Source organism: Pseudomonas sp. GW822-FHT04H02 (genome assembly GCF_058800645.1).
The window spans coordinates 119,457-145,396 of record NZ_JBXAMM010000007.1; the positions used below are offsets into that span (position 1 = coordinate 119,457).

Here is a 25,940-nt window from a genome sequence, read left to right on the forward strand (position 1 = left end):
CTGTATAGAGCCGCCTGCGATGCAAACGCTCATTTCATACGCCCGTTTGATTTGGGTACGCCACATTCAGGGAAAATCCAGCAATTGTCAATCGTCCAAAATGCTGTTTGAAACGCGACTTTGCGGTCACTCCATTGCTCCCTGGACGATCAACACGCCCCTGCATTCATAACCATTCATAGGATCTATATTTAGAAAATGCGCCCTAAATCTCCCACTGAATGGGAGAAAGAGCGACTACGCTGGGAAAATATCTGAAGAAGCCGCACAGTTTGTGCGACAGGGGCACCGCCCCATTCTGCAAGAGGCCACCCCGGGTGGCAGCCACGAGATTACCGGCCTGCCTGGCCATCCCCGCCCGATGCTGATATCGGGCTTTTTATTGCCGGCTGCCCGCGATTGCCGCGCGCACCTTCCCCTGGATGACTCAGGCCAACGCCTTGAGCACCGAGGCAATATCCTGCAAAACACTGACCTCGCCACGCTCGTTCCAGTACAGGGCGATCATCTGCTTGTCCGCCTCGACCTTGAACACCCCTGCCGGCAAGGCCTGGAAGTGCTTGAGCAGTGGCTCATCGACACAGGGCTCGCGCCACTGGTTGACCCAGTTGCCCGGCGCGATCTGCCAATAACTCCAACACACAGGCTGCCCGCTGCGCCGTGGCCGGTGATACTGCGGGCAAGGGTTGGGCGGCTCCTGGCCCAGCCAGTGCGGCCACTCCTGAGGGGCCAGTTGCATGGCCAGGCCCATGCGTCGCGCCTCCATGCGCAAGGCGATCAACCCGCTCTGGCGACGAGAAGGTCGCAACCACGCCAGCGGACTGAGAACTACCGCAAGGATTGACACCACTATCCAGACCGTCATATCTGTACTCTCGATTTTTGATGAGCGGGACCTGGGTCAAACCAACCCGCTTGAAACCAGCCATACTTGAAGCTATTGCAACCCTCAGGAGGAGCACCTCATGCCCTACCACCATATTCTGGTCGCCGTAGATCTAACCGAAGAGTGCGATCCTGTTATCCACCGTGCTCGCGAGCTGTCGGTGAGCAATGGAGCCAAGCTGTCCCTGGTGCACATTGTCGAACCCATGGCCATGGCCTTCGGGGGCGACGTCCCCATGGATCTTTCGCAGTTGCAGCAGCAACAGTTCGACCAGGCCCGGGAGCGTCTTGATCAGCTGATCAACAAGTACCCGGAGCTGACCAAGGAATACAGCCACCTGACCTACGGCCAGCCGCGCCAGGAAATCCATCACCTGGCCAAGGAACAGGAATGCGACCTGATCGTGGTCGGCAGCCACGGCCGACATGGCCTGGCCCTGCTGCTGGGCTCCACCGCCAATGATGTCCTGCACGGCGCGCCTTGCGACGTGCTGGCCGTGCACCTGGTCAAACGCTGAACCCGCCCCGAGGGTTGCCGGCTCCCAAAAGCTGGCAAGCGCACTGAAAAAAAGCCCGACTCTGCAGTCGGGCTTTTTTATCAGCAACCGGTCACTCAGGCATCCAGTTCGGCCCAGCGCTCGACCATCTGCTCCAGTTCGGCATTCAACTGCTCAAGGCGGGCAATTACCGCTGCAGTTTCCGCCGCCGGGCGCTGATAGAAACCAGCGTCGGCCATTTCCGCCTCGACCCCGGCGATCTGCTGCTCCATGGCATCGATCTGCCCCGGCAAAGCCTCAAGCTCGCGCTGCAATTTGTAGCTGAGCTTCTTTTTCGCCGCCGGCGCTTCCTGGACAGGAGCCGGAGCCGCCTGTACCGGTGCCACCACTGCAGAATTCAGCTCGGCCTTGCCGGACTTGTTCTCGGTCACCCCCAGCAACCGCGGCGAACCGCCCTGGCGCAACCAGTCCTGGTAGCCGCCGACGTACTCGCGCACCTTGCCTTCGCCTTCGAAGACCAGGGTGCTGGTCACCACGTTGTCGAGGAATGCCCGGTCGTGACTGACCATCAGCACAGTGCCCTGGAAGGTCAGCAGCACCTCTTCCAGCAGTTCGAGGGTTTCTACATCCAGGTCGTTGGTCGGTTCATCGAGCACCAGCAGGTTGGCCGGTTTACTGAACAGCTTGGCCAGCAGCAACCGCGCACGTTCGCCGCCAGACAACGCCTTGACCGGCGTGCGAGCACGCTGCGGGCTGAACAGGAAGTCGCCGAGGTAGCTCAGCACGTGGCGGCTCTGGCCATCGATCTCGATGAAGTCGCGACCTTCGGCGACGTTGTCGATCACGGTCTTTTCCAGATCCAGCTGATGGCGCAACTGGTCGAAGTAGGCCACGTCGATACGCGTACCCTCTTCCACCTTACCGCTGCTGGGCACCAGGCCACCGAGCATCAGCTTGAGCAGCGTGGTCTTGCCGGTACCGTTGGCGCCCAAGAGGCCGATGCGGTCGCCGCGCTGCAGGACCATGGAGAAGTCCTTGACCAGGAACGGACCGTCCGGGTGAGCGAAGCTGACGTTCTCCAGCACCATCACCTGCTTGCCGGACTTGTCTGCGGTTTCCAGCTGGATATTGGCCTTGCCGGTACGCTCGCGACGTTCGCTGCGCTCGACACGCAGCGCCTTGAGGGCGCGCACGCGGCCTTCGTTGCGGGTGCGCCGGGCCTTGATGCCCTGGCGAATCCAGACTTCCTCCTGGGCCAGGCGCTTGTCGAACAGCGCGTTGGCGGTTTCTTCCGCCGCCAGCATGGCTTCCTTGTGCACCAGGAAGCTGGCGTAGTCGCCGTTCCAGTCGATCAGGCCGCCGCGGTCCAGTTCGAGGATGCGGGTGGCCAGGTTCTGCAGGAAGGAACGGTCGTGGGTAATAAAGAGGACCGCCCCCTGGAAATCCTTCAGCGCCTCTTCCAGCCAGGCGATGGCACCAATGTCCAGGTGGTTGGTGGGCTCGTCGAGCAGCAGCAGGTCCGGCTCGGACACCAGGGCCTGTGCCAGCAGCACGCGACGACGCCAGCCGCCGGACAACTCGGCGAGGGTCTTGTCGGCCGGCAGCTGCAGGCGGCTCAGGGTGCTGTCCACCAATTGTTGCAGGCGCCAGCCGTCACGGGCTTCGAGGTCGTGCTGGACGTGCATCAGTTTTTCCAGATCGGCGTCGGTGACGATGTTCTGGCTCAGGTGGTGGTACTGGGCCAGCAACTCGCCGACACCGTCCAGGCCCTGGGCGACCACGTCGAACACGGTCCGCTCGTCGGCCACCGGCAATTCCTGGGGCAATTCGCCGATCTTCAGACCGGGTGCGCGCCATACGGAGCCGTCGTCGGGCTTCTGATCGCCCTTGACCAGCTTCATCATGCTGGATTTGCCAGTACCGTTACGGCCGATGATGCACACCCGCTCACCACGGGCGATCTGCCAGGACACCTTGTCCAACAACGGCATGGCGCCGAAAGCAAGGGACACATCGCTGAATTTGAGCAGGGTCATGTTCTTCTCCAAAAACCGGGCGCGCATTCTACCTGAGTTGAGCCCGCAGAAGGCCGGGTATTTCGCCCACGAGGGCGCTCGCGGCACATTTGTTGCCAACTGATGCCAGCAGGCCGGCAAAGCTTTCACCGGTTGCTGGCAAAAGGCTAAGCTAGTGAGCAATCAGTGTTGGCCCTGTCGGCACTTGTCATGATTTCTCTGCCCGGATGTCTCATGCGCAGTCGCCTTTTCAGTGTTTTATCTTGCCTGCTTCTTTCCACCACAGCCGTCCACTGCGCCCAGGCGGCAGACCTGACTCTACAGCGCCAGTATTACGATGAAGCCAAGCGCGCCCTGGCCAAAGGCGATTCCGGCCCCTATTTCCGTTATGCCGATGCGCTGCGCGACTATCCGCTGGAGCCCTACCTGGCCTACGACGAGCTCACCGCCCGGCTGAAATCCGCCAGCAACCCCGAGATCGAGAAGTTCCTCGCCGAACATGGCGACCTGCCCCAGGCCAACTGGATGAAACTGCGCTGGTTGCGCTGGCTGGCCGAACGCGGCGACTGGGCGACCTTCACCAAGTACTACGATCCGAAACTCAACTTCACCGAACTGGACTGCCTCAATGGCCAGTACCAGCTGGGGCACAACCTCAAGGCCGAAGGCTACGCCGCCACCGAGAAGCTCTGGCTGACCGGCAAATCCCAACCTGCTGCCTGCGACGCGTTGTTCGCCCAATGGGCCGCCGAAGGCCAGTTGACCGAACAGAAGCGCTGGCAGCGAGCCAAACTGGCCGCCGAGGCCCGCAACTACCCCCTGGCCAACAGCCTGGTAAAGAGCATGACCACCCTGGCGCCCCAGGGCCGCCTGCTGGTGGACGTGGCGCAAAAACCCGAACTGCTGAGCCAGCCCTCGCGCTTCCAGCCTGCCGATGAAGCCATGTCCGACGTGGTTGGCCTCGGCCTGCGCCGCCTGGCGCGCCAGGATCCGGACAAGGCCATGGCCCTGCTGGATGGCTATGCCAGCAGCATGCACTTTTCCCGTGACGAAAAAGTGGCCATCGCCCGCGAGATCGGCCTGACCCTGGCACGGCGCTTCGACAGCCGCGCCCTGGACGTGATGACCAAGTACGATCCCGAGCTGCGGGACAACACCGTCTCCGAATGGCGCCTGCGCTTGCTGCTGCGCCTGGCGCGCTGGGAAGACGCCTACCAGCTGACCCGCAAGCTACCCCAGGACCTGGCCACCACCAACCGCTGGCGCTACTGGCAGGCCCGTAGCCTGGAACTGGCCGAACCGAAGAACCCTCAGGCCCAGGTATTGTTCAAGGGCCTGGCCCGGGAGCGGGATTTCTACGGCTTCCTTGCCGCCGATCACGCCAAGGCGCCCTACCAGCTCAATAACCAGCCGCTGATGCTCAGCCAAGCCGTGATCAACAAGGTACGCAACACCCCGGGTGTACGCCGCGCCCTGGAGCTGCATGCCCGCGGGCAGATCGTCGACGGCCGCCGCGAGTGGTACCACGTCAGCCGGCATTTCAACCGCGACGAAATGGTTGCCCAGGCCAAGCTGGCCTACGACCTGAAATGGTACTTCCCGGCCATTCGCACCATCAGCCAGGCCCAGTACTGGGATGACCTGGACATCCGCTTCCCCATGGCCCACCGCGACACCCTGGTGCGCGAAGCCAAGGTTCGCGGCCTGCATTCCAGCTGGGTGTTCGCCATTACCCGCCAGGAAAGCGCCTTCATGGACGACGCCCGTTCCGGCGTCGGCGCCAGCGGCCTGATGCAACTGATGCCCGGCACCGCCAAGGAAACCGCGCGCAAGTTCAGCATTCCCCTGGCCTCGCCCCAGCAAGTGCTGGACCCGGACAAGAACATCCAGTTGGGCGCCGCCTACCTGAGCCAGGTCCACAGCCAGTTCAACGGCAATCGGGTACTGGCTTCCGCCGCCTACAACGCCGGCCCCGGGCGGGTGCGCCAGTGGCTCAAGGGGGCCGACCACCTGAGTTTCGATGTCTGGGTGGAAAGCATTCCTTTCGACGAAACCCGCCAGTACGTGCAGAACGTACTGTCCTACTCGGTGATCTACGGCCAGAAGCTCAATTCGCCGCAGCCCCTGGTGGACTGGCACGAACGCTATTTCGACGATCAGTAAGCACCGACCCACAACAAAAAATGCCCGCAGCAATGCGGGCATTTTTGTATCTCCCCTAACACCCCCCAATACCTGTAGCCGCTGCCGAGCCTGCGACCGGGCGCGAAGTGGCCGTAAAGCGCTCGCTACGTTGGCGAGGACTACGTGCTCGTGCGCAGCCTCGCAGGCTCGGCAGCGACTACAGGGCTCAGGGGTGCGTGGGCTCAGCCATCGCTGAATTGCAGGGCCGCCAGGCGCGCATACAAGGGGTTGCTGGCAATCAGTTGCTGGTGGGTACCCACCGCGACCAGCCTGCCCTGGTCCATGACCGCGATCCGGTCGGCATTCTTCACCGTGGCCAGGCGATGGGCGATCACCAGGGTGGTGCGGTTCTTCATCAGGCTGGGCAAGGCTTGCTGGATCAGGTGCTCGCTTTGCGCGTCGAGGGCGCTGGTGGCTTCGTCCAGTAGCAAAATCGGCGCGTCCACCAGCAAGGCCCGAGCTATCGCCAGACGCTGACGCTGGCCGCCCGAAAGGCCAAGCCCGGCATCCCCCAGGTGGGTCTGGTAACCCTCGGGCATCTGTTCGATGAACTCATGGGCATAGGCGATCTTCGCCGCTTCCTGGACCTGGGCCAGGGTCGCCTCGGGATTGCCGTAGCGAATGTTCTCCTCGATGCTGCCGTAGAACAGCGCCGGGCTTTGCGAAACCAGGGCGAAGCAGCGACGCAGGTCCAGCGGGTCGAGCTGGGTCAGGGCCACGCCATCCAGCAGGATCCTTCCCTGCTGCGGGTCGTAGAAGCGCAGCAACAGATCATAAAGGGTGGATTTACCGGCCCCGGAAGGCCCCACCAACGCCAGAGTCTCTCCGGCCCGGATGCTCAGGCTCAAACCATCGATCGCGAAGCGGTCGGGCCGCGACGGATAGGAAAACCGCAGCCCGTCCAGCTCCAGATCACCCCGCACCCGCGCCGGCAGGCTTACCAGCCCGTCGGCGGGCGGCTGGATGATATTGTCCGCCCGCAACAATTCGGCAATCCGCTCCGCCGCGCCGGCCGCGCGCTGCAACTCGCCGATCACTTCGCTCAGGGTGCCGAAGGCACTGCCGACAATCAGGCTGTAGAAGACGAATGCCGCCAGCTCGCCGCCGGAGATGCGCCCGGCAATCACGTCCATGCCACCGACCCAGAGCATCACCCCCACCGCCCCCAGCACCAGGACGATCACCAGGGTGATCAGCCAGGCACGCTGGACAATCCGCTTGCGCGCCGTGTCGAACGCCTGCTCCACGGTCACGGCAAACCGCCGTTCATCCTGGGGTTGGTGGTTGTAGGCCTGGACCGTCTTGATCTGGCCGAGGGTTTCCGAGACATAGCTGCCGACATCGGCAATCCGGTCCTGGCTCAGGCGCGACAGGCTGCGCACCCGCCGACCGAAGATCAGGATTGGCGCCAGCACCAGCGGCAAGGCGATGACCACAATGCTGGTGAGCTTGGGGTTGGTGACAAACAGCAGCACGATCCCCCCCAGCACCATCAGCGCATTGCGCAAAAACAGCGACAGCGAAGACCCGATCACCGATTGCAGCAAGGTGGTGTCCGCGGTCAAGCGCGACTGGATTTCCGAGCTGCGGTTGTTTTCGTAGAACCCGGGATGCAGGTAGATCAGGTGATTGAACACCTGGCGCCGGATATCCGCCACGCAACGCTCGCCAATCCACGACACCAGGTAAAAGCGCACGAAGGTACCCACCGCCAGCGCCAGCACCAGCAGCAGGAACAGGCCGATGGACTGGTTCAACAGATGGGGCGATTGAGTCATGAAGCCCTGGTCCACCAACAGGCGAATGCCCTGCCCCATGGACAGGGTAATGCCGGCGGTAACTATCAGTGCCAGCAAGGCGCCCAGCGCCTGCCAACGGTAGGGAGCGACAAAGCGGCTGGCCAGATGCAGCGCCCGGCGGTGACGAGAAGAAAGCATGCTGTTCATCCATTGACGCACCGGCGAGCCGTTCGTTGCAGCAACGGCAACGAGATGAATTCGCAGGAACTTTGGTAAATCACAATGAGTCAGGTTGATTATGACCGCTGACACTAGAGCCTAGAGATTATCGGTCTAATCCGTGGCTGGCACTCCCCGGGCATTTCTGTTGGAGTGAAGTCGCCGGGCCAGCCCTCGCGGCGGTCTGTAACAGCTTGGTCACCCGGCCATTCTAGAGTAAGCACACAACCTGATGAGGAGACAGGCCATGTCCTTGCAACACAGCAGCAATGACAAGATTCAAGTGATCCGTACCCAGCCGAACCAGTCTCTGGGGTGTGCCATCATCGACGCCCAGGGTCGCGAAGTACCTATTACTGAAGACATGATCCAGAACGCCTGCCGCGAACTGGAAAAGCGACTGGTCAAGCCTGCTCGGCAAGATTGACACACAGCCTCACGTCCTCTTGACCCGGCCTTGCGGCCGGGTTTTTTATGCGCGGTTTCAGGCTTCCCGGGCACCCAAGGCACGGACGATCCGGCTCAAGGCCGCGGACTCGCCCTGGATGCGCACTTCCAGGCCGTCGATCTCGCGACGCTCCGGATAATGCTTGCGCAGACCATCGAAGGCGCTGCGCTGCTGAGCTACATCGTCCGACAGGCTACGGCGAAAATCCGCATCGTCGCGACGCGGGTCATACACGGCACGGCAGATCATCGCCAGGGCCCAGGCCGGGTCCGCATTGGCATTCAGGCTGACCTGAGGCACCCAGGGCGCCGGCAGCAAGGCCGACAGGCTGACCTGCTCGGCCTGCCCGAGGAAACGGCAGTAGGCCTGGTAGATCTGCGCCGTGCCCCGTTGCTTGCCGTCCAGGCTGTAACCGGCGATATGCGGCGTCGCCAGCACGCAGAGGTCCGCCAGGGAAGCATCCACCGTCGGCTCCTCCTCCCAGACATCCAGCACCGCCTGCAAGTCCTCGCGCTGGCGCAGCACCTCAGCCAGGGCCCGGTTATCCACCACCGGGCCACGGGCCGCGTTGATCAGCCAGGTGCCGTGCCTGAGCCGGTTCAGCCGCTGGCGATCCAGCAGGTGCCAGGTGGAGTCTTGCCCGCTCTTGGTCAGGGGTGTGTGCAAGCTGATGACATCGCAACGCTCGAGCAACTGCTCCAGGCTGACATAGTCGCCGCCTTCCGCCGCCTGCCGCTGCGGATCGCAGACCAGCACATTCCAGCCCAGGCCACGCAGCACCTCGATCAGGCGCCCGCCCACTTCACCGGCACCGACCACGCCATAGCAACGCTGCGCCAGGTCCACGCCTTCGATCTCGGCCAGGGTCAGCAGGCTGCCCAGCACATAGTCCACCACGCCCCGGGCGTTGCAGCCCGGGGCGCTGGACCAGGTGATCCCGGCCTGCTGGAAATACTCCAGGTCCAGGTGATCGGTGCCGATGGTGCAGGTGCCGACAAACCGCACCGGGCTGCCTTCCAGCAACTGGCGGTCGACCTGAGTCACCGAGCGCACCAGCAACACATCTGCCTGCTCCACGGTCGCCCGGTCGATGGCGCGCCCGGGGAAACGCCGGATCTCGCCGAAACCGGCAAAGAACTCTTCGATCAGGGGGATATTTTCGTCGGCAACAATCAACATGGCAGGCTCCTCTGGCGGAGCCGCAGTGTAGGCGCAGATGCCAGGCCGGGCTAGCGCGGCATGCGCGCCAACCGGCATTTTCACCACCCCCGGCGCTTACAAATCCACAACACGGGATGTTTTCCTGACTGAGATGTCAACGCGTAGACTGTCGCGTCCTGCGCAATACCACCTATGGACGCTACGCCCCGTGAATTCCGTGACTGACTCCCCTGCCGCCACCGCCACCAGCCGCCCTGCCCGGGTCGGCCGTGAACTGCATGACCTGCTGGTACTGGCCCTGCCCATCATGATTGCCCAGGTGGCCACCACCGCCATGGGCTTTGTCGATGCCGTGATGGCCGGCCGGGTCGGCCCGCGAGATCTGGCAGCCGTCGCCCTGGGCAACTCGATCTGGATTCCGGTGTTCCTGCTGATGACCGGCACCCTGCTGGCCACCACGCCCAAGGTGGCGCAGCGCTTCGGCGCCGGCAACCTGCACGAGATCGGCCCGCTGGTGCGCCAGGCACTGTGGCTCGCCGTGGTGGCCGGGATCTCGGCCCTGCTGATACTGATCAGTGCCGAGCCGGTGCTGCACCTGATGAATGTCGATCCGGAACTGATCAAGCCCTGCATGGGCTACCTGCACGGCATCGCCAGTGGCTTGCCGGCGGTAGCGCTGTACTACGTGCTGCGCTGCCTCAGCGATGGCCTGGGCCGCACGGTGCCGAGCATGGTCATCGGCCTGGGAGGCCTGGCCCTGAACATCCCCATCAACTACATCTTCATCTATGGCCATTTCGGTGTACCGGCCATGGGCGGCGTCGGTTGCGGCTGGGCCACGGCCATCGTGATGTGGGCCATGATGCTGGGCATGGCCGGCTGGATTTTCTGGGCACCGGCCTACCGCAAGATCCAGTTATTCAGCCGCTTCGACTGGCCGCAAGGAGCGATGATCGGGCGCTTGCTGAGCATCGGCCTGCCCATCGGCATTGCAGTGTTCGCCGAATCGAGCATTTTCGCGGTGATCGCCCTGCTGATCGGCAGCCTGGGGGCCACGGTGGTGGCCGGGCACCAGATCGCCCTCAACGTCAGCGCCCTGATGTTCATGATTCCCTACTCCCTGGCCATGGCGGTGACCGTGCGGGTCGGCCAGGCCCTGGGCCGCCAGCAACCCCGCAATGCGCGCTTCAGCGCCGGCGTCGGCATGGCCACGTCACTGGCCTACGCCTGCCTTTCGGCGAGCCTGATGTTCTTCCTGCGTGAGCCCATCGCCACCATCTACACCACCGACCCGATGGTGATTCAGGTCGCTTCGATGCTGATTGTGTATGCGGCGCTGTTCCAGTTTTCCGATGGCATCCAGGTCACGGCGGCCGGCGCATTGCGCGGCTACCAGGACACTCGGGTGACCATGATCCTGACCCTGTTCGCCTACTGGGGGATTGGCTTGCCGGTGGGCTACGCCCTGGGCCTGACCGACTGGTTCGGCCCGGCGCGGGGCCCGAGCGGCCTGTGGGAAGGCCTGATCGTGGGCTTGAGCTGCGCGGCGCTGATGCTGTCGATCCGCCTGACCCGCAGCGCGCGCAAGCAGATCCGCATCAGCCGCTCGGCGGGTTAATCGAGCTTCTTGCGGATCCAGTAGAGGTAGGTACCTGCCTCTTCCTGCTGCGCTACCAGTTCATGGTCGAGAAACACGCAGAACTTGGGAATGTCGCGGCGGGTGGAGGGGTCGGTGGCAATCACCTTCAACAGCCCGCCCGGCGGCAGGTCGCGGATGTGCTGGTGCAGCATCATCACCGGCTCCGGGCAGTTGAGGCCCGTGGCGTCGAGGGTGCCGTCAACCGGCGTATCGATAATCTGGCTCATGAATCACTCCTGAAACTGGCCGGCATTGTCGCGCAATACCGCCATCGGTTCATCTGTTGCTGTCGTTCCACGGCCCCGATCCTGCCGTAGGAGCTGGCTTGCCAGCGAAGGCATCCTCACGCCTTGCACCAGTGCGGGGCCTTTTTCGCCGGCAAGCCGGCTCCGACCAGGAAGCGGGCGGTGTTGCGGGTACTACGCCGATTTGGGCTTTTTCAGATCCAGGCGCCGCAGGTGGCAGGTGACTTCCTCGCGGTCGTGGTACAGCTGCTTGCAGCCAATGGCCACGCGAATGCCCCGGGCCTTGAAGCCTTCTTCGATGCGCTCCAGCAAGCGCTTCACTTCGGCATAGCGCTGCTTCATCGGCAGCTTGAGGTTGACCACCGCCTCGCGGCAGTGCCCCTCGCCGATCCAGGTCTCCAGCAGCGCGGCGTTGCGCGCCGGTTTCTCGACGATGTCGCAGACCATCCAGTCCACCGGCTGCCTGGGCTTGTAGGTAAAGCCGTCCGCCATCAGGTGCTGCACCAGGCCGGTGTCCATCAGGCTTTCAGCCATGGGGCCGTTGTCCACGGCGGTCACCAGCATGCCGCGGTTGACCAGTTGCCAGGTCCAGCCGCCCGGGGCAGCCCCCAGGTCGACGCCGGTCATGTCGCCATGCAGACGCTCGTCCCACTGGTCCCGAGGAATGAAATGGTGCCAGGCCTCTTCCAGCTTCAGGGTCGAGCGGCTCGGCGCTTCCCGGGGGAATTTCAGCCGTGGAATGCCCATGGGCCACATGGCCGAGTTGCCGGCATCAGCCAGGCCGACGAAGACTTCCCGACCGCTCTTGAAGGTCAGCAACAAGCGCGGCTTGGTCGCGTCATCCACCAGCTTGCCGGCCGCGGTCAGGGCCTTGCGCAGGGGTGCTTCGAACTTCTTGCAGAAGTTGGACAGCTCCTTGCCATCGTTGGTGTCCACCACTTCCAGCCACAGGCTACCGCACTGCGGGAAGTTGGCCAGGTAGGCAAGGATCACGCTGATACGATCGGTTTCCGGCAGGTCGATGAAGCCGCCCCGGGCCCACTGCCGGGGAAAGATCAGCTCCGGGAAGCGCAGGCCCTGCATCAGACGCTGGGCCCCGTCGTCCTCGGTGCATATAAACTCGGCGCAGGCGGTGCTGGGCTTGGCCTTGGCATAACCGGCGACATTCAGCCGGGCCGCGTGGTCGGCGATCTCGGAGCAGACTTCGCCCTCGAAGCCGGGCCGGCAATGGATAAACAGGGTGTTCATTGAATCTCCTGGGCAAATGGCGATGAATCGATGCGCAAACCTGCCCTGTAGCAAAGCCTGTCACGAAAACCGGCGCATGATAACCGAGTTCGGAACCTTGGACTGAGCCCAGCAGTCCAGTGATTAGCTATAAGCCCCAAACAGAGCTAGGTTAACTCTCTGTCCGTATCACAGGCCCGTAGCCGTGCGGGCCACAAGGAGTCATTCAATGCCATCCCTCGATAGCCTGAAAACCCTTAAGACCCTAAAAGTCGACGACAAGACTTATCACTATTTCAGCCTGCCGGACGCCGCCAGGAGCCTGGGTGATATAGACACCCTGCCCATGTCGCTGAAAGTCCTGCTGGAAAACCTGTTGCGCTGGGAAGACGACAAGACCGTCACCGGCGCCGACCTCAAGGCCATCGCGGCCTGGCTCAAGGAGCGCCGCTCCGACCGCGAGATCCAGTACCGCCCCGCACGGGTGCTGATGCAGGACTTCACCGGGGTGCCGGCGGTGGTCGACCTGGCCGCGATGCGCGCCGCCATGGCCAAGGCCGGTGGCGATCCACAGCGGATCAACCCGCTGTCACCGGTGGACCTGGTGATCGACCACTCGGTGATGGTGGACAAATTCGCCAGCAGCAGCGCCTTCGAGCAGAACGTCGATATCGAGATGCAACGCAACGGCGAGCGCTATGCCTTCCTGCGCTGGGGCCAGAGCGCCTTCGACAACTTCAGCGTGGTACCGCCGGGCACCGGCATCTGCCACCAGGTCAACCTGGAATACCTGGGGCGCACGGTCTGGACCAAGGACGAGGACGGCCGCACCTATGCCTTCCCCGACACCCTGGTGGGTACCGACTCCCACACCACCATGATCAATGGCCTTGGCGTACTGGGCTGGGGCGTGGGCGGGATCGAAGCCGAGGCGGCGATGCTCGGCCAGCCGGTGTCGATGCTGATTCCCGAAGTCATCGGCTTCAAGCTCACCGGCAAGCTCAAGGAAGGCATCACCGCCACCGACCTGGTGCTGACGGTGACCCAGATGCTGCGCAAGAAAGGCGTGGTCGGCAAATTCGTCGAGTTCTACGGTGACGGCCTGGCCGACCTGCCCCTGGCGGACCGTGCCACCATCGCCAACATGGCACCGGAATACGGCGCCACCTGCGGCTTCTTCCCGGTGGATGACATCACCCTGGACTACCTGCGCCTGTCCGGGCGCCCCGACGAACTGGTGAAACTGGTGGAGGCCTACAGCAAGGCCCAGGGCTTGTGGCGCCTGCCGGGCAAGGAGCCGGTATTCACCGACAGCCTGGCGCTGGACATGGGCACCGTGGAGGCCAGCCTCGCCGGCCCCAAACGGCCGCAGGACCGGGTTGCACTGCCCAACGTTGCCCAGGCTTTCACTGACTTCCTCGACCTGCAGTTCAAACCCACCAGCAAGGAAGAAGGCCGCCTGGAAAGCGAAGGTGGCGGTGGTGTGGCGGTGGGCAACGCGGACCTGGTGGGCGAAGCCGACTACCAGTACGACGGCCAGACCTATCGCCTGAAAAACGGTGCCGTGGTGATCGCGGCCATCACCTCCTGCACCAACACCTCCAACCCCAGCGTCATGATGGCCGCCGGCCTGGTGGCGAAGAAGGCCGTGGAAAAAGGCCTGCAACGCAAACCCTGGGTCAAGAGCTCGCTAGCCCCAGGCTCCAAGGTGGTGACCGACTACTACAAGGCTGCCGGCCTGACGCCCTACCTGGACCAACTGGGCTTCGATCTGGTGGGCTACGGCTGCACCACCTGCATCGGCAACTCCGGCCCGCTGCAGGAGCCGATCGAGAAAGCCATCCAGCAGGCCGACCTCAGCGTGGCCTCGGTGCTGTCGGGCAACCGCAACTTCGAGGGCCGGGTGCATCCACTGGTGAAAACCAACTGGCTGGCCTCGCCGCCCCTGGTCGTGGCCTATGCCCTGGCGGGCACGGTGCGCATCGACATCAGCAGCGAGCCTCTGGGCCAGGGCAAGGACGGCCAGCCGGTGTACCTGCGGGACATCTGGCCCAGCAGCAAGGAGATCGCCGACGCCGTGGCCCAGGTCAACACTCGGATGTTCCACAAGGAGTACGCCGAAGTGTTCGCCGGGGATGCACAGTGGCAAGCCATCGAAGTGCCGCAGGCCGCCACCTATGTGTGGCAGGACGACTCCACCTATATCCAGCACCCGCCGTTCTTCGATGACATCGCCGGCCCGCTGCCGCAGATCACCGATGTCAGCGGCGCCCGGGTACTGGCCCTGCTGGGGGACTCGGTGACCACCGACCACATCTCCCCGGCCGGCAACATCAAGGCCGACAGCCCGGCTGGCCGCTACCTGCGGGACAAGGGCGTGGAACCGCGGGACTTCAACTCCTACGGCTCACGGCGCGGCAACCACGAAGTGATGATGCGCGGTACCTTCGCCAACATCCGCATTCGCAACGAAATGCTCGGCGGCGAGGAAGGTGGCAACACCTTGTACATTCCCACCGGCGAGAAGTTGGCGATCTATGACGCAGCCATGCGCTACCAGGCCGACGGCACGCCGCTGGTAGTGATCGCCGGCCAGGAATACGGCACCGGTTCGAGCCGCGACTGGGCGGCCAAAGGCACCAACCTGCTGGGAGTCAAGGCAGTGATCGCCGAAAGCTTCGAACGTATCCACCGCTCCAACCTGGTGGGCATGGGCGTCCTGCCCTTGCAGTTCAAGCTGGACCAGAACCGCAAGAGCCTGAAGCTGACCGGCAAGGAAACCCTGGACATTCTCGGCCTCAGCGGTACGGAACTGACGCCGCGGATGAACCTGACCCTGGTGATCACCCGTGAGGATGGCAGCCAGGAGAAGATCGAGGTGCTGTGCCGCATCGACACCTTGAATGAAGTGGAATACTTCAAGTCCGGCGGGATCCTGCACTACGTTCTGCGGCAACTGATTGCCTCCTGACGCTGCCTGAAAAAAAACACCGCCTTCGGGCGGTGTTTTGCATTGGGCTGCCGTGCCAGGACGAGGTGGTTATACTGCGCGCCCGCCAAATCTGACTCACCGGTCGCAATGGCGACTACAGATCCGGCGCAGTACTACGTCTCTGCAATACCCATTCTTACGCAACAAGGATTCCCCATGACTGCTCTGCCATGGATGTACCTGGCACTTCTTTCCATTGGCTACGCACTGGCCCTGAGCTACGGGCAACTGGGCCTGCTGGCCGCCCTGTCGATCTTGCTGCTGTTGGCTGCCGGCTTTGCCGTGCGCCAGCAACGCAGCCGCGTCGGCCAGTACCTGGGCCACGGCCTGTTCGTGGTGCTCGCTCTGGCCCTGGCCATGCACTGGCTGCCCGGGTTCTACAATGGCCGGGCCATCGACCCGCAACGCTTCACCGACGATGCCGTGCCCTTCTCCCTGTACCTGAACCAGGACAAGCCGCTGATCGGCTTCTGGCTGCTGCTGGTATGCCCGTGGATAGTCGGGCGGCGCTCACTGCGCCTGTCGCTGTATGCCACCGCCGCGGCTCTGACTCTGTGTGCGGTAGCCGCACTGGGCGGCGCGCTGCTAATGGGCATGATCACTTGGGCGCCGAAATGGCCGGAGCAGGCGTGGCTCTGGGTGCTGAACAACCTGCTGCTGGTGACCCTGGTGGAAGAGGCGCTGTTCCGCGGCTATATCCAGGGTGGCCTGAGCCGGCGCTTCAAGGCCCTGCCCTACGGCGAGAACCTGGCGCTGCTGTGCGCGGCGCTGCTGTTCGGCCTGGTGCACCTGGGCGCGGGGTGGCAATGGACCCTACTGGCAGGCATCGCCGGCGTCGGCTACGGTCTGGCCTATCGTTTTGGCGGCCTGGGGGCGGCGATAGCCACTCACTTCGGTCTCAACCTGTTGCATTTCGGCCTCTTCACCTACCCGATGCTGGCCGGATAACCCGCCAGCTGTTTTACCAAACCAGTACTTCAGGACTATTGACTGCCAAGGAAGAAGGTCAATGATTAGCCCCTCGCCAACGCCGGCTGAAACCTGCCGGCGCTTTTTGCAAGCGACACATTCTGCCAATGAGACCCAGAGCCGATTATTGAAAAATAATTTCAATAATCGGTTGAAGCGGCCGACAACCTATCAAAGCCTTGCGGATTGAAAAACCATGCGTAATAACCAGCCTGTCACTCAGCGCGAACGTACCTTCCCGGCTCAACAACGGTTGATTTCCACCACCGACGCCAAAGGCGTGATCACCTACTGCAACGACGCCTTTGTCGAGATCAGTGGGTTCTCCCGTGAAGAACTGGTTCGCGCACCGCACAACCTGGTCCGTCACCCTGATGTGCCCGCGGCCGTGTTCGCGCACATGTGGGGCACCTTGAAACAAGGCTTGCCATGGATGGGCATCGTCAAGAACCGCTGCAAGACCGGCGACCACTACTGGGTCAACGCCTATGTGACCCCAGTGTTCGAAGGCAACCAGGTGGTGGGCTATGAATCGGTACGGGTCAAGCCCACCGCCGAACAGGTGCGCCGCGCCGAAGCGCTTTACCAGCGCATCAACACCGGCAAGTCGGCCATTCCCAAGCGCGACAAGTGGCTACCGGTGCTGCAGGACTGGCTGCCGTTCATCCTGGTCAGCCAGCTGAGCTTCATGATCGGTGCCTGGCTCAACTCCCACTGGGGCTTCGCCCTGGCCGCCGCGCTCTCGGTGCCCCTGGGCCTGTTGGGCCTGAGCTGGCAGCAGCGCGGCCTCAAGCGCCTGTTGCGCTTGGCCGAGCAGACCACCTCCGACCCGCTGATCGCTCAGATGTACACCGACAGCCGCGGCGCCCAGGCCCGCCTGGAGATGTCGATCCTGAGCCAGGAAGCGCGCCTGAAGACCTGCCTGACCCGCCTGCAGGACACGGCCGAGCACCTCAACGAGCAGGCCCGCCAGTCCGACACCCTGGCCCACAACAGCTCCAGCGGCCTGGAGCGCCAACGGGTCGAGACCGAACAGGTGGCCACCGCGGTCAACCAGATGGCCGCCACCACCCAGGAAGTGGCCAGCCACGTGCAACGCACCGCCGACGCAACCCAGGAAGCCAATCGCCTGACCGGCCGTGGCCGCGATATCGCCGGGGAAACCCGCGAAGCCATCCAGCGCCTGTCGGTGGTGGTGGGCGAAACCGGGCTGACAGTAACCCAACTGGCCAAGGACAGTGACGAAATCGGCGGCGTTGTCGACGTGATCAAAGGCATTGCCGACCAGACCAACCTGCTGGCCCTGAACGCAGCCATCGAAGCCGCCCGCGCCGGTGAAATGGGCCGCGGCTTTGCCGTGGTGGCCGACGAGGTGCGTCAGTTGGCACAGCGCACCAGTGAGTCCACCGGGCAGATCCATACCCTGATCGCCAAGCTGCAGCAGACAGCCGCCACCGCCGTGCAGACCATGGACGCCGGTCATCGTCAGGCCGAAGAAGGCGTGGCCCGGGTTCTGGAAGCCGACCAGGCACTGGTGGGCATCAGCGAAGCGGTGGCCAACATCACCGACATGACCACCCAGATCGCTGCCGCCACCGAAGAGCAAAGCTCGGTGGCCGAAGAGATCAGCCGCAACATCAGCACCATCGCGCAACTGGCGGACCAGACTTCGGAGCAGGCCCAGCATTCGGCCGAGCTCAGCGAAGCGCTGACCCGCACCGCACACACCCAGTACTCGCTGGTGGAGCGCTTCAACCGCTAAGCCCCCTAGGGCCGGCAACAAAAAACCGGAAGCCAAGGCTTCCGGTTTTTTTATGCCCGCAAATCCACCCGACAACCGTAGGAGCGAGCTTGCTCGCGATAAATCTTCACCGCGCTCCAAATTCGAAGGCCGGGTGAACGTTTCGCGAGCAAGCTCGCTCCTGCAGGATCAGCTCAGCGCTTTCAGGAAGGCAGCAACCTTGAGCGCCGCAGATTCCAGATGCTGCTCATGGCTGAAACCCGAGGCCTTCAGGGGCTTGAGATCGTGATCAGCGGCCGCTAGCCAGTACAACTCGATACTGGCTGCCAATGTATAGGCCTCGACCGCCTGGCGATTGCCCAGGGCGTCACGCTCGCCCTGCACGATCAGGCTCGGCACTGACAGATCGGCCAGATGCGCCACCCGCGGTTTTTCCGGTTTGCCGGCGGCATAGAACGGATAGCCCAGGCACACCAATGCATCGGCCTGCAGTTCATCAGCCAGCAAACTGGCCATGCGCCCGCCCATGGACTTGCCGCCCACCGCCAACACCCCAGTGACATAAGGTCGCACCAGGGCATGCACCTCGCGCCAGCATTCCAGCAGCCTGGGCGCCGGGTTGGGCGGGCGTTTGCCGCCGTCCAGGCGCCGCTGGGCCATGTAGGGAAACTCGAAGCGCAAGACGTTCACCCCATGTCCCGCAAGGCGTACAGCAATGTCATTCATGAACCCACTGTCCATGGGCGCGCCGGCGCCATGGGCGAGGATCAGCGTCGGCGCCGACTGCGCCTCGACGCCCTGCGCGACATCCCACAACCAGCCCCGTTCCCGCACACACTGCGCCCATTGACCCCCGTCAATACTGGCCTTGTGCTCATTGCTCATGCTTGCCTCGCTTTTAGTCTGCCTATAACTCCAGACGAAGTGAGCGCGCCTTGCCGTGCGCAGTCGCTTTCACTTCAACTGAACCGTGGATGGGGAACCATGAACACTTCTATCAGTACCGCCTACAACTACAAGGTGGTCCGCCAATTCGCCATTATGACGGTGGTGTGGGGCATCGTCGGCATGGGGCTCGGGGTTTTTCTCGCTGCCCAGTTGGTCTGGCCCGAACTCAACTTCGACTTACCGTGGACCAGCTTCGGCCGTCTGCGGCCATTGCACACCAACGCGGTGATCTTCGCCTTCGGCGGCTGTGCGCTGTTTGCCAGCTCGTTCTACTCGGTGCAACGCACCTGCCAGACCACGCTGTTCGCGCCGAAAATCGCCGCGTTCTGCTTCTGGGGCTGGCAACTGGTGATCCTCCTGGCGGCCATCAGCCTGCCACTGGGCTACACCAGCTCCAAGGAATACGCCGAACTGGAATGGCCGATCGATATTCTGATCACCATTGTCTGGGTGGCCTACGCCATCGTGTTCTTCGGCACCCTGATGCAGCGCAAGACCAAGCACATCTATGTGGGTAACTGGTTCTTCGGCGCGTTCATCATCACCGTGGCCATCCTGCATATCGTCAACAACCTGGAACTGCCGGTCAGCTTCACCAAGTCCTACTCGGTGTATGCCGGTGCGACCGATGCGATGGTGCAATGGTGGTACGGCCACAACGCCGTGGGCTTCTTCCTGACCGCGGGCTTCCTGGGGATGATGTACTACTTCGTACCCAAGCAGGCCGAGCGCCCGGTGTACTCCTATCGCCTGTCGATCGTGCACTTCTGGGCACTGATCACCCTGTACATCTGGGCCGGTCCGCACCACCTGCACTACACCGCGCTGCCGGACTGGGCTCAGTCCTTAGGGATGGTGATGTCGCTTGTTCTGCTGGCACCAAGCTGGGGCGGCATGATCAACGGCATGATGACCCTCTCGGGCGCCTGGCATAAGCTGCGCAGCGACCCGATCCTGCGGTTCCTGGTGGTATCCCTGGCGTTCTACGGCATGTCGACCTTCGAAGGTCCGATGATGGCGATCAAGACCGTCAACGCCCTCTCCCACTACACCGACTGGACCATCGGCCACGTACACGCCGGCGCCCTCGGCTGGGTAGCGATGATCTCCATCGGCGCGCTGTACCACCTGATCCCGAAAGTCTTCGGCCGCGAGCAGATGTACAGCACCGGCCTGATCAACACCCACTTCTGGCTGGCTACCATCGGCACCGTGCTCTACATCGCTTCGATGTGGGTCAACGGTATCGCCCAGGGCCTGATGTGGCGTGCGGTCAACGAGGACGGCACTCTCACCTACTCCTTCGTCGAAACCCTGGTGGCCAGCCACCCAGGCTTCATCGTGCGACTAGTGGGTGGTGCGATCTTCCTCAGCGGCATGTTCCTGATGGCTTACAACACCTGGCGCACCGTGCGTGCCGCAGTGCCAGCCGAAGTCAACGCCGCTGCGCAGATGGCCTGAGGAGTCCGCCATGAAACACGAAACGATTGAGAAAAACGTCGGCCTGCTGATGCTGCTGATGGTCTTCGCGGTGAGCATCGGCGGTCTGACCCAGATCGTCCCGCTGTTCTTCCAGGACGTCACCAACAAGCCGGTGGAAGGCATGAAGCCCTACACCGCCCTGCAGCTGGAAGGCCGCGACATCTACATCCGCGAAGGCTGCGTACAGTGCCACTCGCAGATGATCCGTCCGTTCCGCGCCGAGACCGAGCGTTATGGTCACTACTCGGTGGCCGGTGAAAGCGTCTGGGACCACCCGTTCCTGTGGGGTTCCAAGCGTACCGGTCCGGACCTGGCCCGGGTGGGCGGTCGCTACTCCGATGACTGGCACCGTGCGCACTTGTACAACCCGCGCAACGTGGTGCCCGAGTCGAAGATGCCGGCCTACCCATGGCTGGTGACCGCACCGGTGGACAGCAGCCACACCGAAACCAAGCTCAAGGTCATGCGCACCCTGGGCGTGCCGTACACCGACGAAGACATCGCCGGCGCCACCGCCACGCTCAAGGGCAAGACCGAAATGGACGCCCTGGTCTCCTACCTGCAAGTGCTTGGCACTTCGATCAAGAGCAAGAGGTGAGCCATGGGTTTTGAACTCGATAGCGGCATGATCCGCGGCCTCGGGACCCTGGTGGTGATGATCGCCTTCATCGGCCTGTCGATCTGGGTGTTCAACTCAAAGCGCAATCCCGAGTTTGCCCAGGCCCGCCTGCTGCCCTTCGCCGATGACCCGATGCCGGGCACGGCACCGGCCGGTAACACAACTGATGACGCTCAACCTCAAGAGCCTGCAACAAGGAGCATTCGGCCATGACCACCTTCTGGAGTACGTGGATCTGCGTACTGACCATTGGCAGCCTGATCGGCCTGACCTGGCTGCTGGTCGGCACCCGCAAGGGCGAGACCAAGGGCAGTGTCGACCAGACCATGGGCCACGCCTTCGATGGCATCGAGGAGTACGACAACCCCCTGCCGCAATGGTGGTTCCTGCTGTTCGCCGGGACCCTGGTGTTTTCCGTTGGCTACCTGATCCTCTACCCGGGTCTGGGCAACTGGAAAGGCATCCTGCCGGGCTATGAAGACGGCTGGACCCAGACCAAGGAATGGGAAAAGGAGATGGCCAAGGCGGACGTGAAGTTTGGTCCGATCTTCGCCAAATTCGCGGCCATGCCGGTGGAAGAAGTGGCCAAGGACCCGCAAGCGCTGAAAATGGGCGGACGCCTGTTCGCCTCCAACTGCTCGGTCTGCCACGGTTCCGACGCCAAGGGTGCCTTCGGCTTCCCGAACCTGGCGGACGACAACTGGCGGTGGGGCGGCAGCGCCGACACCATCAAGGCCACCATCATGGGCGGCCGCATGGCGGCCATGCCGGCCTGGGGCGAAGTGCTCAAGGAAGCAGGCGTGAAGAACGTGGCAGCTTACGTTCGCCATGACCTGGCCGGCCTGCCCCTGCCAGCCGACAGCGATGCCGACCTGGTAGCCGGACAGCAAGCGTTCAGCACCACCTGCGTAGCCTGCCACGGCGCTGACGGCAAAGGCACCCAGATCATGGGCGCGCCCGACCTGACCCAGCCCGCCGGCTTCATCTACGGCACCAGCCTGGCCCAACTGCAACAGACCATCCGCCATGGTCGCCAGGGCCACATGCCAGCGCAGAGCGAACTGCTCGGCAATGACAAGGTGCAACTGCTGGCCGCCTACGTTTACAGCCTCTCCCACGGCAACAAGCCACAGGCTGAAAACACCCAGTAAGACGAGTCACGGCAAGCTGCGGGTTCCCGACTTGCAGCTTGCCGCTCGTGGTTCAACCTCCCGCTCCTTTGCGACCAAGTGTCGCACCCTCTCCCACAGCGCGTTTGCACTCATCTGATTCAGGTCTAAGCTTGCCCCGATGGGGACTGGCACGGGCTGGTCACAGGCCAACGGTATCCGTGACGTTCGAAGCTTCTGCTCGATGACAGGCCGCAAAGGCTGGTTTATACCGGCTGTCGACTCTCTTACCGCCTGTCAGCTGATCCATCAGCTTCCACACACCCGGTTACAACCGACCTGACACCCCCCGTTTCCTGTCCATGGCGACAGCTTGTCCGAGGGCAATTTTTTGTCCCTACTCGGCATAGGGAAAGGCCGCAGAATCAGGCATGGAACGCATTGACCCAGGTCATAGCGCGTTGCAATGACCCCCTGCTTTCTCCATACTTGCGACCGATTTTTATCCCTAATAAAACACCCAAACCGTGGAACCTTAGAATGAGCACAGCAATCAGTCCGACTGCTTATAACTATAAGGTAGTCCGCCAGTTCGCCATCATGACGGTGGTCTGGGGGATCCTTGGCATGGGGCTCGGTGTCTTCATCGCCTCACAACTGGTATGGCCGGAGTTGAACTTCGGTCTGCCGTGGACGACGTTTGGACGCCTGCGCCCGCTGCACACCAACCTGGTGATCTTCGCCTTCGGTGGATGTGCATTGTTTGCCACCTCTTACTATGTCGTGCAGCGAACCTGCCAGACGCGACTGATTTCCGACAGCCTCGCGGCCTTCACCTTCTGGGGTTGGCAAGCGGTGATCGTCGGCGCGATCGTGACCCTGCCACTGGGTTACACCACCACCAAGGAATACGCCGAACTGGAATGGCCCCTGGCTATCCTGCTGGCGATCGTCTGGGTCACCTACGGCCTGGTATTCTTCGGCACCATCACCAAGCGCAAGACCAAGCACATCTACGTGGGCAACTGGTTCTACGGTGCCTTCATCGTGGTGACCGCGATGCTGCACATCGTCAACCACGCTTCCCTGCCGGTCAGCTTCTTCAAGTCCTACTCAGCCTATGCCGGCGCGACTGATGCGATGATCCAGTGGTGGTACGGCCACAACGCCGTGGGCTTCTTCCTGACCACCGGCTTCCTGGGGATGATGTACTACTTCGTACCCAAGCAGGCCGAGCGTCCGATCTATTCCTATCGCCTGTCCATCGTGCACTTCTGGGCGCTGATCACCCTGTACATCTGGGCCGGTCCGCACCACCTGCACTACACCGCGCTGCCGGACTGGGCCCAGTCCCTGGGCATGGCCATGTCGATCATCCTGCTGGCGCCAAGCTGGGGCGGCATGATCAACGGCATGATGACCCTCTCGGGCGCCTGGCATAAGCTGCGCACCGACCCGATCCTGCGCTTCCTGGTGGTGTCCCTGGCGTTCTACGGCATGTCGACCTTCGAAGGTCCGATGATGGCGATCAAGACCGTCAACTCGCTCTCGCACTACACCGACTGGACCATCGGCCACGTACACGCCGGCGCTCTGGGCTGGGTAGCGATGATCTCCATCGGCGCCCTGTACCACCTGATCCCGAAAGTCTTCGGTCGTCAGCAGATGCACAGCATCGGCCTGATCAACACCCACTTCTGGCTGGCTACCATCGGTACCGTGCTCTACATCGCCTCGATGTGGGTCAACGGCATCACCCAGGGCCTGATGTGGCGTGCAATCAACGATGACGGCACCCTCACCTACTCCTTCGTCGAAGCGCTGCAAGCCAGCCACCCGGGCTTTATCGTCCGTGCTCTGGGCGGTGCGTTCTTCGCCACCGGCATGCTGATCATGGCGTACAACGTGTTCCGTACCGTTCGCGCCTCGAACCCGGCTGAAGCTGAAGCCGCTGCTCAGATCGCTGTAGTTGGAGCTCACTGATGAAGCACGAAGTAGTCGAGAAGAATATTGGCCTGCTGGCCTTCTTCATGGTCATCGCCGTCAGCATCGGCGGCCTGACCCAGATCGTCCCGCTGTTCTTCCAGGACGTCACCAACAAGCCGGTGGAAGGCATGAAGCCGCGTACCGCACTGGAACTGGAAGGCCGCGACGTCTACATCGCCAACGGCTGTGTCGGCTGCCACTCGCAGATGATCCGTCCGTTCCGCGCTGAAACCGAACGCTATGGTCACTACTCGGTAGCTGGTGAGAGCGTCTGGGACCACCCGTTCCTGTGGGGTTCCAAGCGTACCGGCCCGGACCTGGCCCGAGTGGGCGGTCGTTACTCCGATGACTGGCAGCGTGCGCACTTGTACAACCCGCGCAACGTGGTGCCCGAGTCGAAGATGCCGGCTTATCCGTTCCTCGTAGAAAACAAGCTCGACGGCAAAGACACCGCGAAGAAAATGGAAGTCTTGCGCACGCTCGGCGTCCCTTACACCGACGAAGACATCGCCGGTGCCAAGGATGCCGTGAAGGGCAAAACCGAAATGGACGCGCTGGTGGCCTATCTGCAAGGCCTGGGCACCATCATCAAAAGCAAACGGTGATCTAGATGGATATCGGGATGATTCGTGGCCTGGGCACCCTTGTTGTGATGGTGGCCTTCATCGGTTTGGCGCTCTGGGTGTTCAGCCCCAAGCGCAAGTCCGAGTTTGAAGACGCAACCTTGCTGCCGTTCGCGGATGATCCCGACGCCATCAAGCACGTCGAGCAAGCTTCTAGGAGTAACAAAGAATGACTACGTTCTGGAGTCTGTACGTCACAGTCCTCAGTCTGGGTACCATCTTCGCCCTGACCTGGCTGCTGCTGTCGACCCGCAAGGGCCAGCGCGCCGAGCAGACCGACGAGACGGTCGGCCACTCCTTCGACGGGATCGAGGAGTACGACAACCCCCTGCCGAAATGGTGGTTCATGCTGTTCGTCGGCACCATCGTCTTCGCCCTGGGCTACCTGGTGCTGTACCCGGGCCTGGGCAACTGGAAAGGCGTTCTGCCGGGCTACAACTACCTCGATAACGAGAAGCAGACCCCGTTCGCCAACGGCCAGTCCGGCTGGACCGGCGTCCACGAGTGGGAAAAGGAAATGGCCAAGTCGGACGCCAAGTTCGGTCCGATCTTCGCCAAGTACGCGGCCATGCCTATCGAGGAAGTGGCCAAGGACCCGCAAGCCCTGAAAATGGGTGGCCGTCTGTTCGCATCCAACTGCTCGGTCTGCCACGGTTCCGACGCCAAGGGCGCCTATGGCTTTCCCAACCTGACCGACGCCGACTGGCGCTGGGGCGGCGAGCCGGAAACCATCAAGACCACCATCATGGGCGGCCGTCACGCAGTGATGCCGGCCTGGCTGGACGTGATCAAGGAACAAGGCGTCAGTGACGTTGCCGCCTATGTCCTGACCAACCTCGACGGCCGCAAGTTGCCGGAAGGCCTGAAGGCCGACCCGGTCAACGGCCAGAAGCTGTTCGCCGCCAACTGTGCGGTATGCCACGGTCCGGAAGGCAAAGGCACCCCAGCCATGGGCGCGCCTAACCTGACTCACCCGGCAGCCTTCATCTACGGTTCGAGCTTCGCCCAACTGCAGCAGACCATTCGTTACGGCCGTCAAGGCGTGATGCCAGCGCAGGAACAACTGCAAGGCAACGACAAGGTTCACCTGCTGGCGGCTTATGTCTACAGCCTGTCCCACGGTGACAAGCAGGCCGACGCCGAGTAAGACCGACGCCTGAAAGCAACACCCGACGGCCCCGCCAATCAACATTGGCGGGGCCGTTTTGTTTG

Annotated in this window: 22 protein-coding genes; 15 read left to right on the forward strand and 7 right to left on the reverse strand. The window is 62.8% G+C overall.

Annotation, left to right across the window (positions count from 1 at the left end; genetic code table 11):
* Positions 1-427: 427 nt before the first annotated feature.
* Complete coding sequence (locus AC1RMG_RS27195) at positions 428-865, reverse strand: hypothetical protein (RefSeq protein WP_015634809.1); 438 nt, start codon at positions 863-865, stop codon at positions 428-430.
* 100 nt (positions 866-965) lie between these two features.
* Here AC1RMG_RS27195 and AC1RMG_RS27200 point away from each other — a divergent pair, with 100 nt between their 5' ends.
* On the forward strand, positions 966-1,403 hold the full coding sequence (locus AC1RMG_RS27200) for a universal stress protein (RefSeq protein WP_493170708.1): 438 nt from the start codon (positions 966-968) through the stop codon (positions 1,401-1,403).
* Positions 1,404-1,498: 95 nt separating this feature from the next.
* On the opposite strand, the gene AC1RMG_RS27205 is transcribed toward AC1RMG_RS27200, so the two are convergent.
* Positions 1,499-3,418 (reverse strand): ATP-binding cassette domain-containing protein, encoded by a 1,920-nt coding sequence (locus AC1RMG_RS27205; RefSeq protein WP_015634808.1) that lies wholly within the window; start codon positions 3,416-3,418, stop codon positions 1,499-1,501.
* Positions 3,419-3,631: 213 nt separating this feature from the next.
* Between AC1RMG_RS27205 and AC1RMG_RS27210 the strand changes: the two genes are divergently transcribed.
* Positions 3,632-5,560 (forward strand): transglycosylase SLT domain-containing protein, encoded by a 1,929-nt coding sequence (locus tag AC1RMG_RS27210; RefSeq protein WP_011060256.1) that lies wholly within the window; start codon positions 3,632-3,634, stop codon positions 5,558-5,560.
* A 203-nt stretch (positions 5,561-5,763) separates the two neighbouring features.
* Here AC1RMG_RS27210 and AC1RMG_RS27215 read toward each other — a convergent pair whose 3' ends face one another.
* On the reverse strand, positions 5,764-7,527 hold the full coding sequence (locus AC1RMG_RS27215) for an ABC transporter transmembrane domain-containing protein (RefSeq protein ID WP_162470467.1): 1,764 nt from the start codon (positions 7,525-7,527) through the stop codon (positions 5,764-5,766).
* Positions 7,528-7,786: 259 nt separating this feature from the next.
* On the opposite strand from AC1RMG_RS27215, the gene AC1RMG_RS27220 reads away from it, so the two are divergent.
* Positions 7,787-7,966: a PA1571 family protein gene (locus AC1RMG_RS27220; protein WP_011060254.1), complete on the forward strand. Its 180-nt coding sequence runs from the start codon at positions 7,787-7,789 to the stop codon at positions 7,964-7,966.
* Positions 7,967-8,023: 57 nt separating this feature from the next.
* Here the strand turns inward: AC1RMG_RS27220 and pdxB are convergent, their stop codons facing one another.
* Positions 8,024-9,166 (reverse strand): 4-phosphoerythronate dehydrogenase PdxB, encoded by a 1,143-nt coding sequence (gene pdxB / locus AC1RMG_RS27225; RefSeq protein WP_053157146.1) that lies wholly within the window; start codon positions 9,164-9,166, stop codon positions 8,024-8,026.
* Positions 9,167-9,356: 190 nt separating this feature from the next.
* Between pdxB and AC1RMG_RS27230 the strand changes: the two genes are divergently transcribed.
* Positions 9,357-10,766 carry an MATE family efflux transporter gene (locus AC1RMG_RS27230; RefSeq protein ID WP_019093726.1) on the forward strand — a complete coding sequence of 470 codons (1,410 nt, stop codon included), beginning with the start codon at positions 9,357-9,359 and terminating at the stop codon, positions 10,764-10,766.
* Here the strand turns inward: AC1RMG_RS27230 and tusA are convergent.
* Complete coding sequence (gene tusA, locus AC1RMG_RS27235; protein ID WP_011060251.1) at positions 10,763-11,014, reverse strand: sulfurtransferase TusA; 252 nt, start codon at positions 11,012-11,014, stop codon at positions 10,763-10,765. The two genes, AC1RMG_RS27230 and tusA, sit on opposite strands and share 4 nt — an antisense overlap.
* A gap of 192 nt (positions 11,015-11,206) precedes the next feature.
* On the reverse strand, positions 11,207-12,280 hold the full coding sequence (gene rlmM / locus AC1RMG_RS27240; protein WP_015634804.1) for a 23S rRNA (cytidine(2498)-2'-O)-methyltransferase RlmM: 1,074 nt from the start codon (positions 12,278-12,280) through the stop codon (positions 11,207-11,209).
* Between the two features lie 208 nt (positions 12,281-12,488).
* Here rlmM and acnA point away from each other — a divergent pair, with 208 nt between their 5' ends.
* The 3 genes from acnA to AC1RMG_RS27255 all read left to right on the forward strand — a co-directional run bounded on the left by acnA (position 12,489) and on the right by AC1RMG_RS27255 (position 17,982).
* Positions 12,489-15,230, forward strand: coding sequence for an aconitate hydratase AcnA (acnA, locus tag AC1RMG_RS27245; protein ID WP_011060249.1), 2,742 nt, complete (start codon positions 12,489-12,491; stop codon positions 15,228-15,230).
* A gap of 177 nt (positions 15,231-15,407) precedes the next feature.
* The gene (locus AC1RMG_RS27250; protein ID WP_368994235.1) at positions 15,408-16,199 is read left to right on the forward strand and encodes a CPBP family intramembrane glutamic endopeptidase; all 792 of its coding nucleotides are present in this window, start codon (positions 15,408-15,410) and stop codon (positions 16,197-16,199) included.
* 217 nt (positions 16,200-16,416) lie between these two features.
* Positions 16,417-17,982: a methyl-accepting chemotaxis protein gene (locus AC1RMG_RS27255; RefSeq protein WP_232644126.1), complete on the forward strand. Its 1,566-nt coding sequence runs from the start codon at positions 16,417-16,419 to the stop codon at positions 17,980-17,982.
* A gap of 168 nt (positions 17,983-18,150) precedes the next feature.
* On the opposite strand, the gene AC1RMG_RS27260 is transcribed toward AC1RMG_RS27255, so the two are convergent.
* Positions 18,151-18,846: an alpha/beta family hydrolase gene (locus tag AC1RMG_RS27260; protein WP_161466693.1), complete on the reverse strand. Its 696-nt coding sequence runs from the start codon at positions 18,844-18,846 to the stop codon at positions 18,151-18,153.
* A 99-nt stretch (positions 18,847-18,945) separates the two neighbouring features.
* Here AC1RMG_RS27260 and ccoN (AC1RMG_RS27265) point away from each other — a divergent pair, with 99 nt between their 5' ends.
* The 8 genes from ccoN (AC1RMG_RS27265) (at position 18,946) to ccoP (AC1RMG_RS27300) (ending at position 25,875) form a co-directional block, all read left to right on the forward strand.
* Positions 18,946-20,370: a cytochrome-c oxidase, cbb3-type subunit I gene (gene ccoN / locus AC1RMG_RS27265; RefSeq protein ID WP_011060245.1), complete on the forward strand. Its 1,425-nt coding sequence runs from the start codon at positions 18,946-18,948 to the stop codon at positions 20,368-20,370.
* A gap of 10 nt (positions 20,371-20,380) precedes the next feature.
* Positions 20,381-20,989 carry a cytochrome-c oxidase, cbb3-type subunit II gene (gene ccoO / locus AC1RMG_RS27270; protein ID WP_011060244.1) on the forward strand — a complete coding sequence of 203 codons (609 nt, stop codon included), beginning with the start codon at positions 20,381-20,383 and terminating at the stop codon, positions 20,987-20,989.
* Positions 20,990-20,992: 3 nt separating this feature from the next.
* Complete coding sequence (locus AC1RMG_RS27275) at positions 20,993-21,223, forward strand: cbb3-type cytochrome oxidase subunit 3 (protein WP_011060243.1); 231 nt, start codon at positions 20,993-20,995, stop codon at positions 21,221-21,223.
* Positions 21,220-22,161, forward strand: coding sequence for a cytochrome-c oxidase, cbb3-type subunit III (gene ccoP / locus AC1RMG_RS27280; RefSeq protein ID WP_011060242.1), 942 nt, complete (start codon positions 21,220-21,222; stop codon positions 22,159-22,161). The genes AC1RMG_RS27275 and ccoP (AC1RMG_RS27280) overlap by 4 nt, the downstream gene beginning before the upstream one ends.
* A 498-nt stretch (positions 22,162-22,659) precedes the next feature.
* Positions 22,660-24,102 (forward strand): cytochrome-c oxidase, cbb3-type subunit I, encoded by a 1,443-nt coding sequence (ccoN, locus tag AC1RMG_RS27285; RefSeq protein ID WP_011060241.1) that lies wholly within the window; start codon positions 22,660-22,662, stop codon positions 24,100-24,102.
* Entirely contained in the window at positions 24,102-24,710 is a 609-nt protein-coding gene (gene ccoO / locus AC1RMG_RS27290; protein WP_011060240.1) for a cytochrome-c oxidase, cbb3-type subunit II, read from the forward strand. Before ccoN (AC1RMG_RS27285) ends, ccoO (AC1RMG_RS27290) begins: the two co-directional genes overlap by 1 nt.
* 5 nt (positions 24,711-24,715) lie before the next feature.
* The gene (locus AC1RMG_RS27295) at positions 24,716-24,901 is read left to right on the forward strand and encodes a CcoQ/FixQ family Cbb3-type cytochrome c oxidase assembly chaperone (protein ID WP_011060239.1); all 186 of its coding nucleotides are present in this window, start codon (positions 24,716-24,718) and stop codon (positions 24,899-24,901) included.
* Entirely contained in the window at positions 24,898-25,875 is a 978-nt protein-coding gene (gene ccoP, locus AC1RMG_RS27300; RefSeq protein WP_011060238.1) for a cytochrome-c oxidase, cbb3-type subunit III, read from the forward strand. The genes AC1RMG_RS27295 and ccoP (AC1RMG_RS27300) overlap by 4 nt, the downstream gene beginning before the upstream one ends.
* The last annotated feature ends 65 nt before the right edge of the window (positions 25,876-25,940 follow it).

Excerpts from the sequence above, each read along its gene's own strand:
- AC1RMG_RS27195 (WP_015634809.1), bottom strand. The coding sequence starts at position 865 with ATGACGGTCTGGATAGTGGTGTCAATCCTTGCGGTAGTTCTCAGTCCG.
- AC1RMG_RS27200 (WP_493170708.1), top strand. The coding sequence starts at position 966 with ATGCCCTACCACCATATTCTGGTCGCCGTAGATCTAACCGAAGAGTGC.
- AC1RMG_RS27205 (WP_015634808.1), bottom strand. The coding sequence starts at position 3,418 with ATGACCCTGCTCAAATTCAGCGATGTGTCCCTTGCTTTCGGCGCCATG.
- AC1RMG_RS27210 (WP_011060256.1), top strand. The coding sequence starts at position 3,632 with ATGCGCAGTCGCCTTTTCAGTGTTTTATCTTGCCTGCTTCTTTCCACC.
- AC1RMG_RS27215 (WP_162470467.1), bottom strand. The coding sequence starts at position 7,527 with ATGAACAGCATGCTTTCTTCTCGTCACCGCCGGGCGCTGCATCTGGCC.
- AC1RMG_RS27220 (WP_011060254.1), top strand. The coding sequence starts at position 7,787 with ATGTCCTTGCAACACAGCAGCAATGACAAGATTCAAGTGATCCGTACC.
- pdxB (WP_053157146.1), bottom strand. The coding sequence starts at position 9,166 with ATGTTGATTGTTGCCGACGAAAATATCCCCCTGATCGAAGAGTTCTTT.
- tusA (WP_011060251.1), bottom strand. The coding sequence starts at position 11,014 with ATGAGCCAGATTATCGATACGCCGGTTGACGGCACCCTCGACGCCACG.
- rlmM (WP_015634804.1), bottom strand. The coding sequence starts at position 12,280 with ATGAACACCCTGTTTATCCATTGCCGGCCCGGCTTCGAGGGCGAAGTC.
- acnA (WP_011060249.1), top strand. The coding sequence starts at position 12,489 with ATGCCATCCCTCGATAGCCTGAAAACCCTTAAGACCCTAAAAGTCGAC.
- AC1RMG_RS27250 (WP_368994235.1), top strand. The coding sequence starts at position 15,408 with ATGACTGCTCTGCCATGGATGTACCTGGCACTTCTTTCCATTGGCTAC.
- AC1RMG_RS27255 (WP_232644126.1), top strand. The coding sequence starts at position 16,417 with ATGCGTAATAACCAGCCTGTCACTCAGCGCGAACGTACCTTCCCGGCT.
- AC1RMG_RS27260 (WP_161466693.1), bottom strand. The coding sequence starts at position 18,846 with ATGAGCAATGAGCACAAGGCCAGTATTGACGGGGGTCAATGGGCGCAG.
- ccoN (WP_011060245.1), top strand. The coding sequence starts at position 18,946 with ATGAACACTTCTATCAGTACCGCCTACAACTACAAGGTGGTCCGCCAA.
- ccoO (WP_011060244.1), top strand. The coding sequence starts at position 20,381 with ATGAAACACGAAACGATTGAGAAAAACGTCGGCCTGCTGATGCTGCTG.
- AC1RMG_RS27275 (WP_011060243.1), top strand. The coding sequence starts at position 20,993 with ATGGGTTTTGAACTCGATAGCGGCATGATCCGCGGCCTCGGGACCCTG.
- ccoP (WP_011060242.1), top strand. The coding sequence starts at position 21,220 with ATGACCACCTTCTGGAGTACGTGGATCTGCGTACTGACCATTGGCAGC.
- ccoN (WP_011060241.1), top strand. The coding sequence starts at position 22,660 with ATGAGCACAGCAATCAGTCCGACTGCTTATAACTATAAGGTAGTCCGC.
- ccoO (WP_011060240.1), top strand. The coding sequence starts at position 24,102 with ATGAAGCACGAAGTAGTCGAGAAGAATATTGGCCTGCTGGCCTTCTTC.
- AC1RMG_RS27295 (WP_011060239.1), top strand. The coding sequence starts at position 24,716 with ATGGATATCGGGATGATTCGTGGCCTGGGCACCCTTGTTGTGATGGTG.
- ccoP (WP_011060238.1), top strand. The coding sequence starts at position 24,898 with ATGACTACGTTCTGGAGTCTGTACGTCACAGTCCTCAGTCTGGGTACC.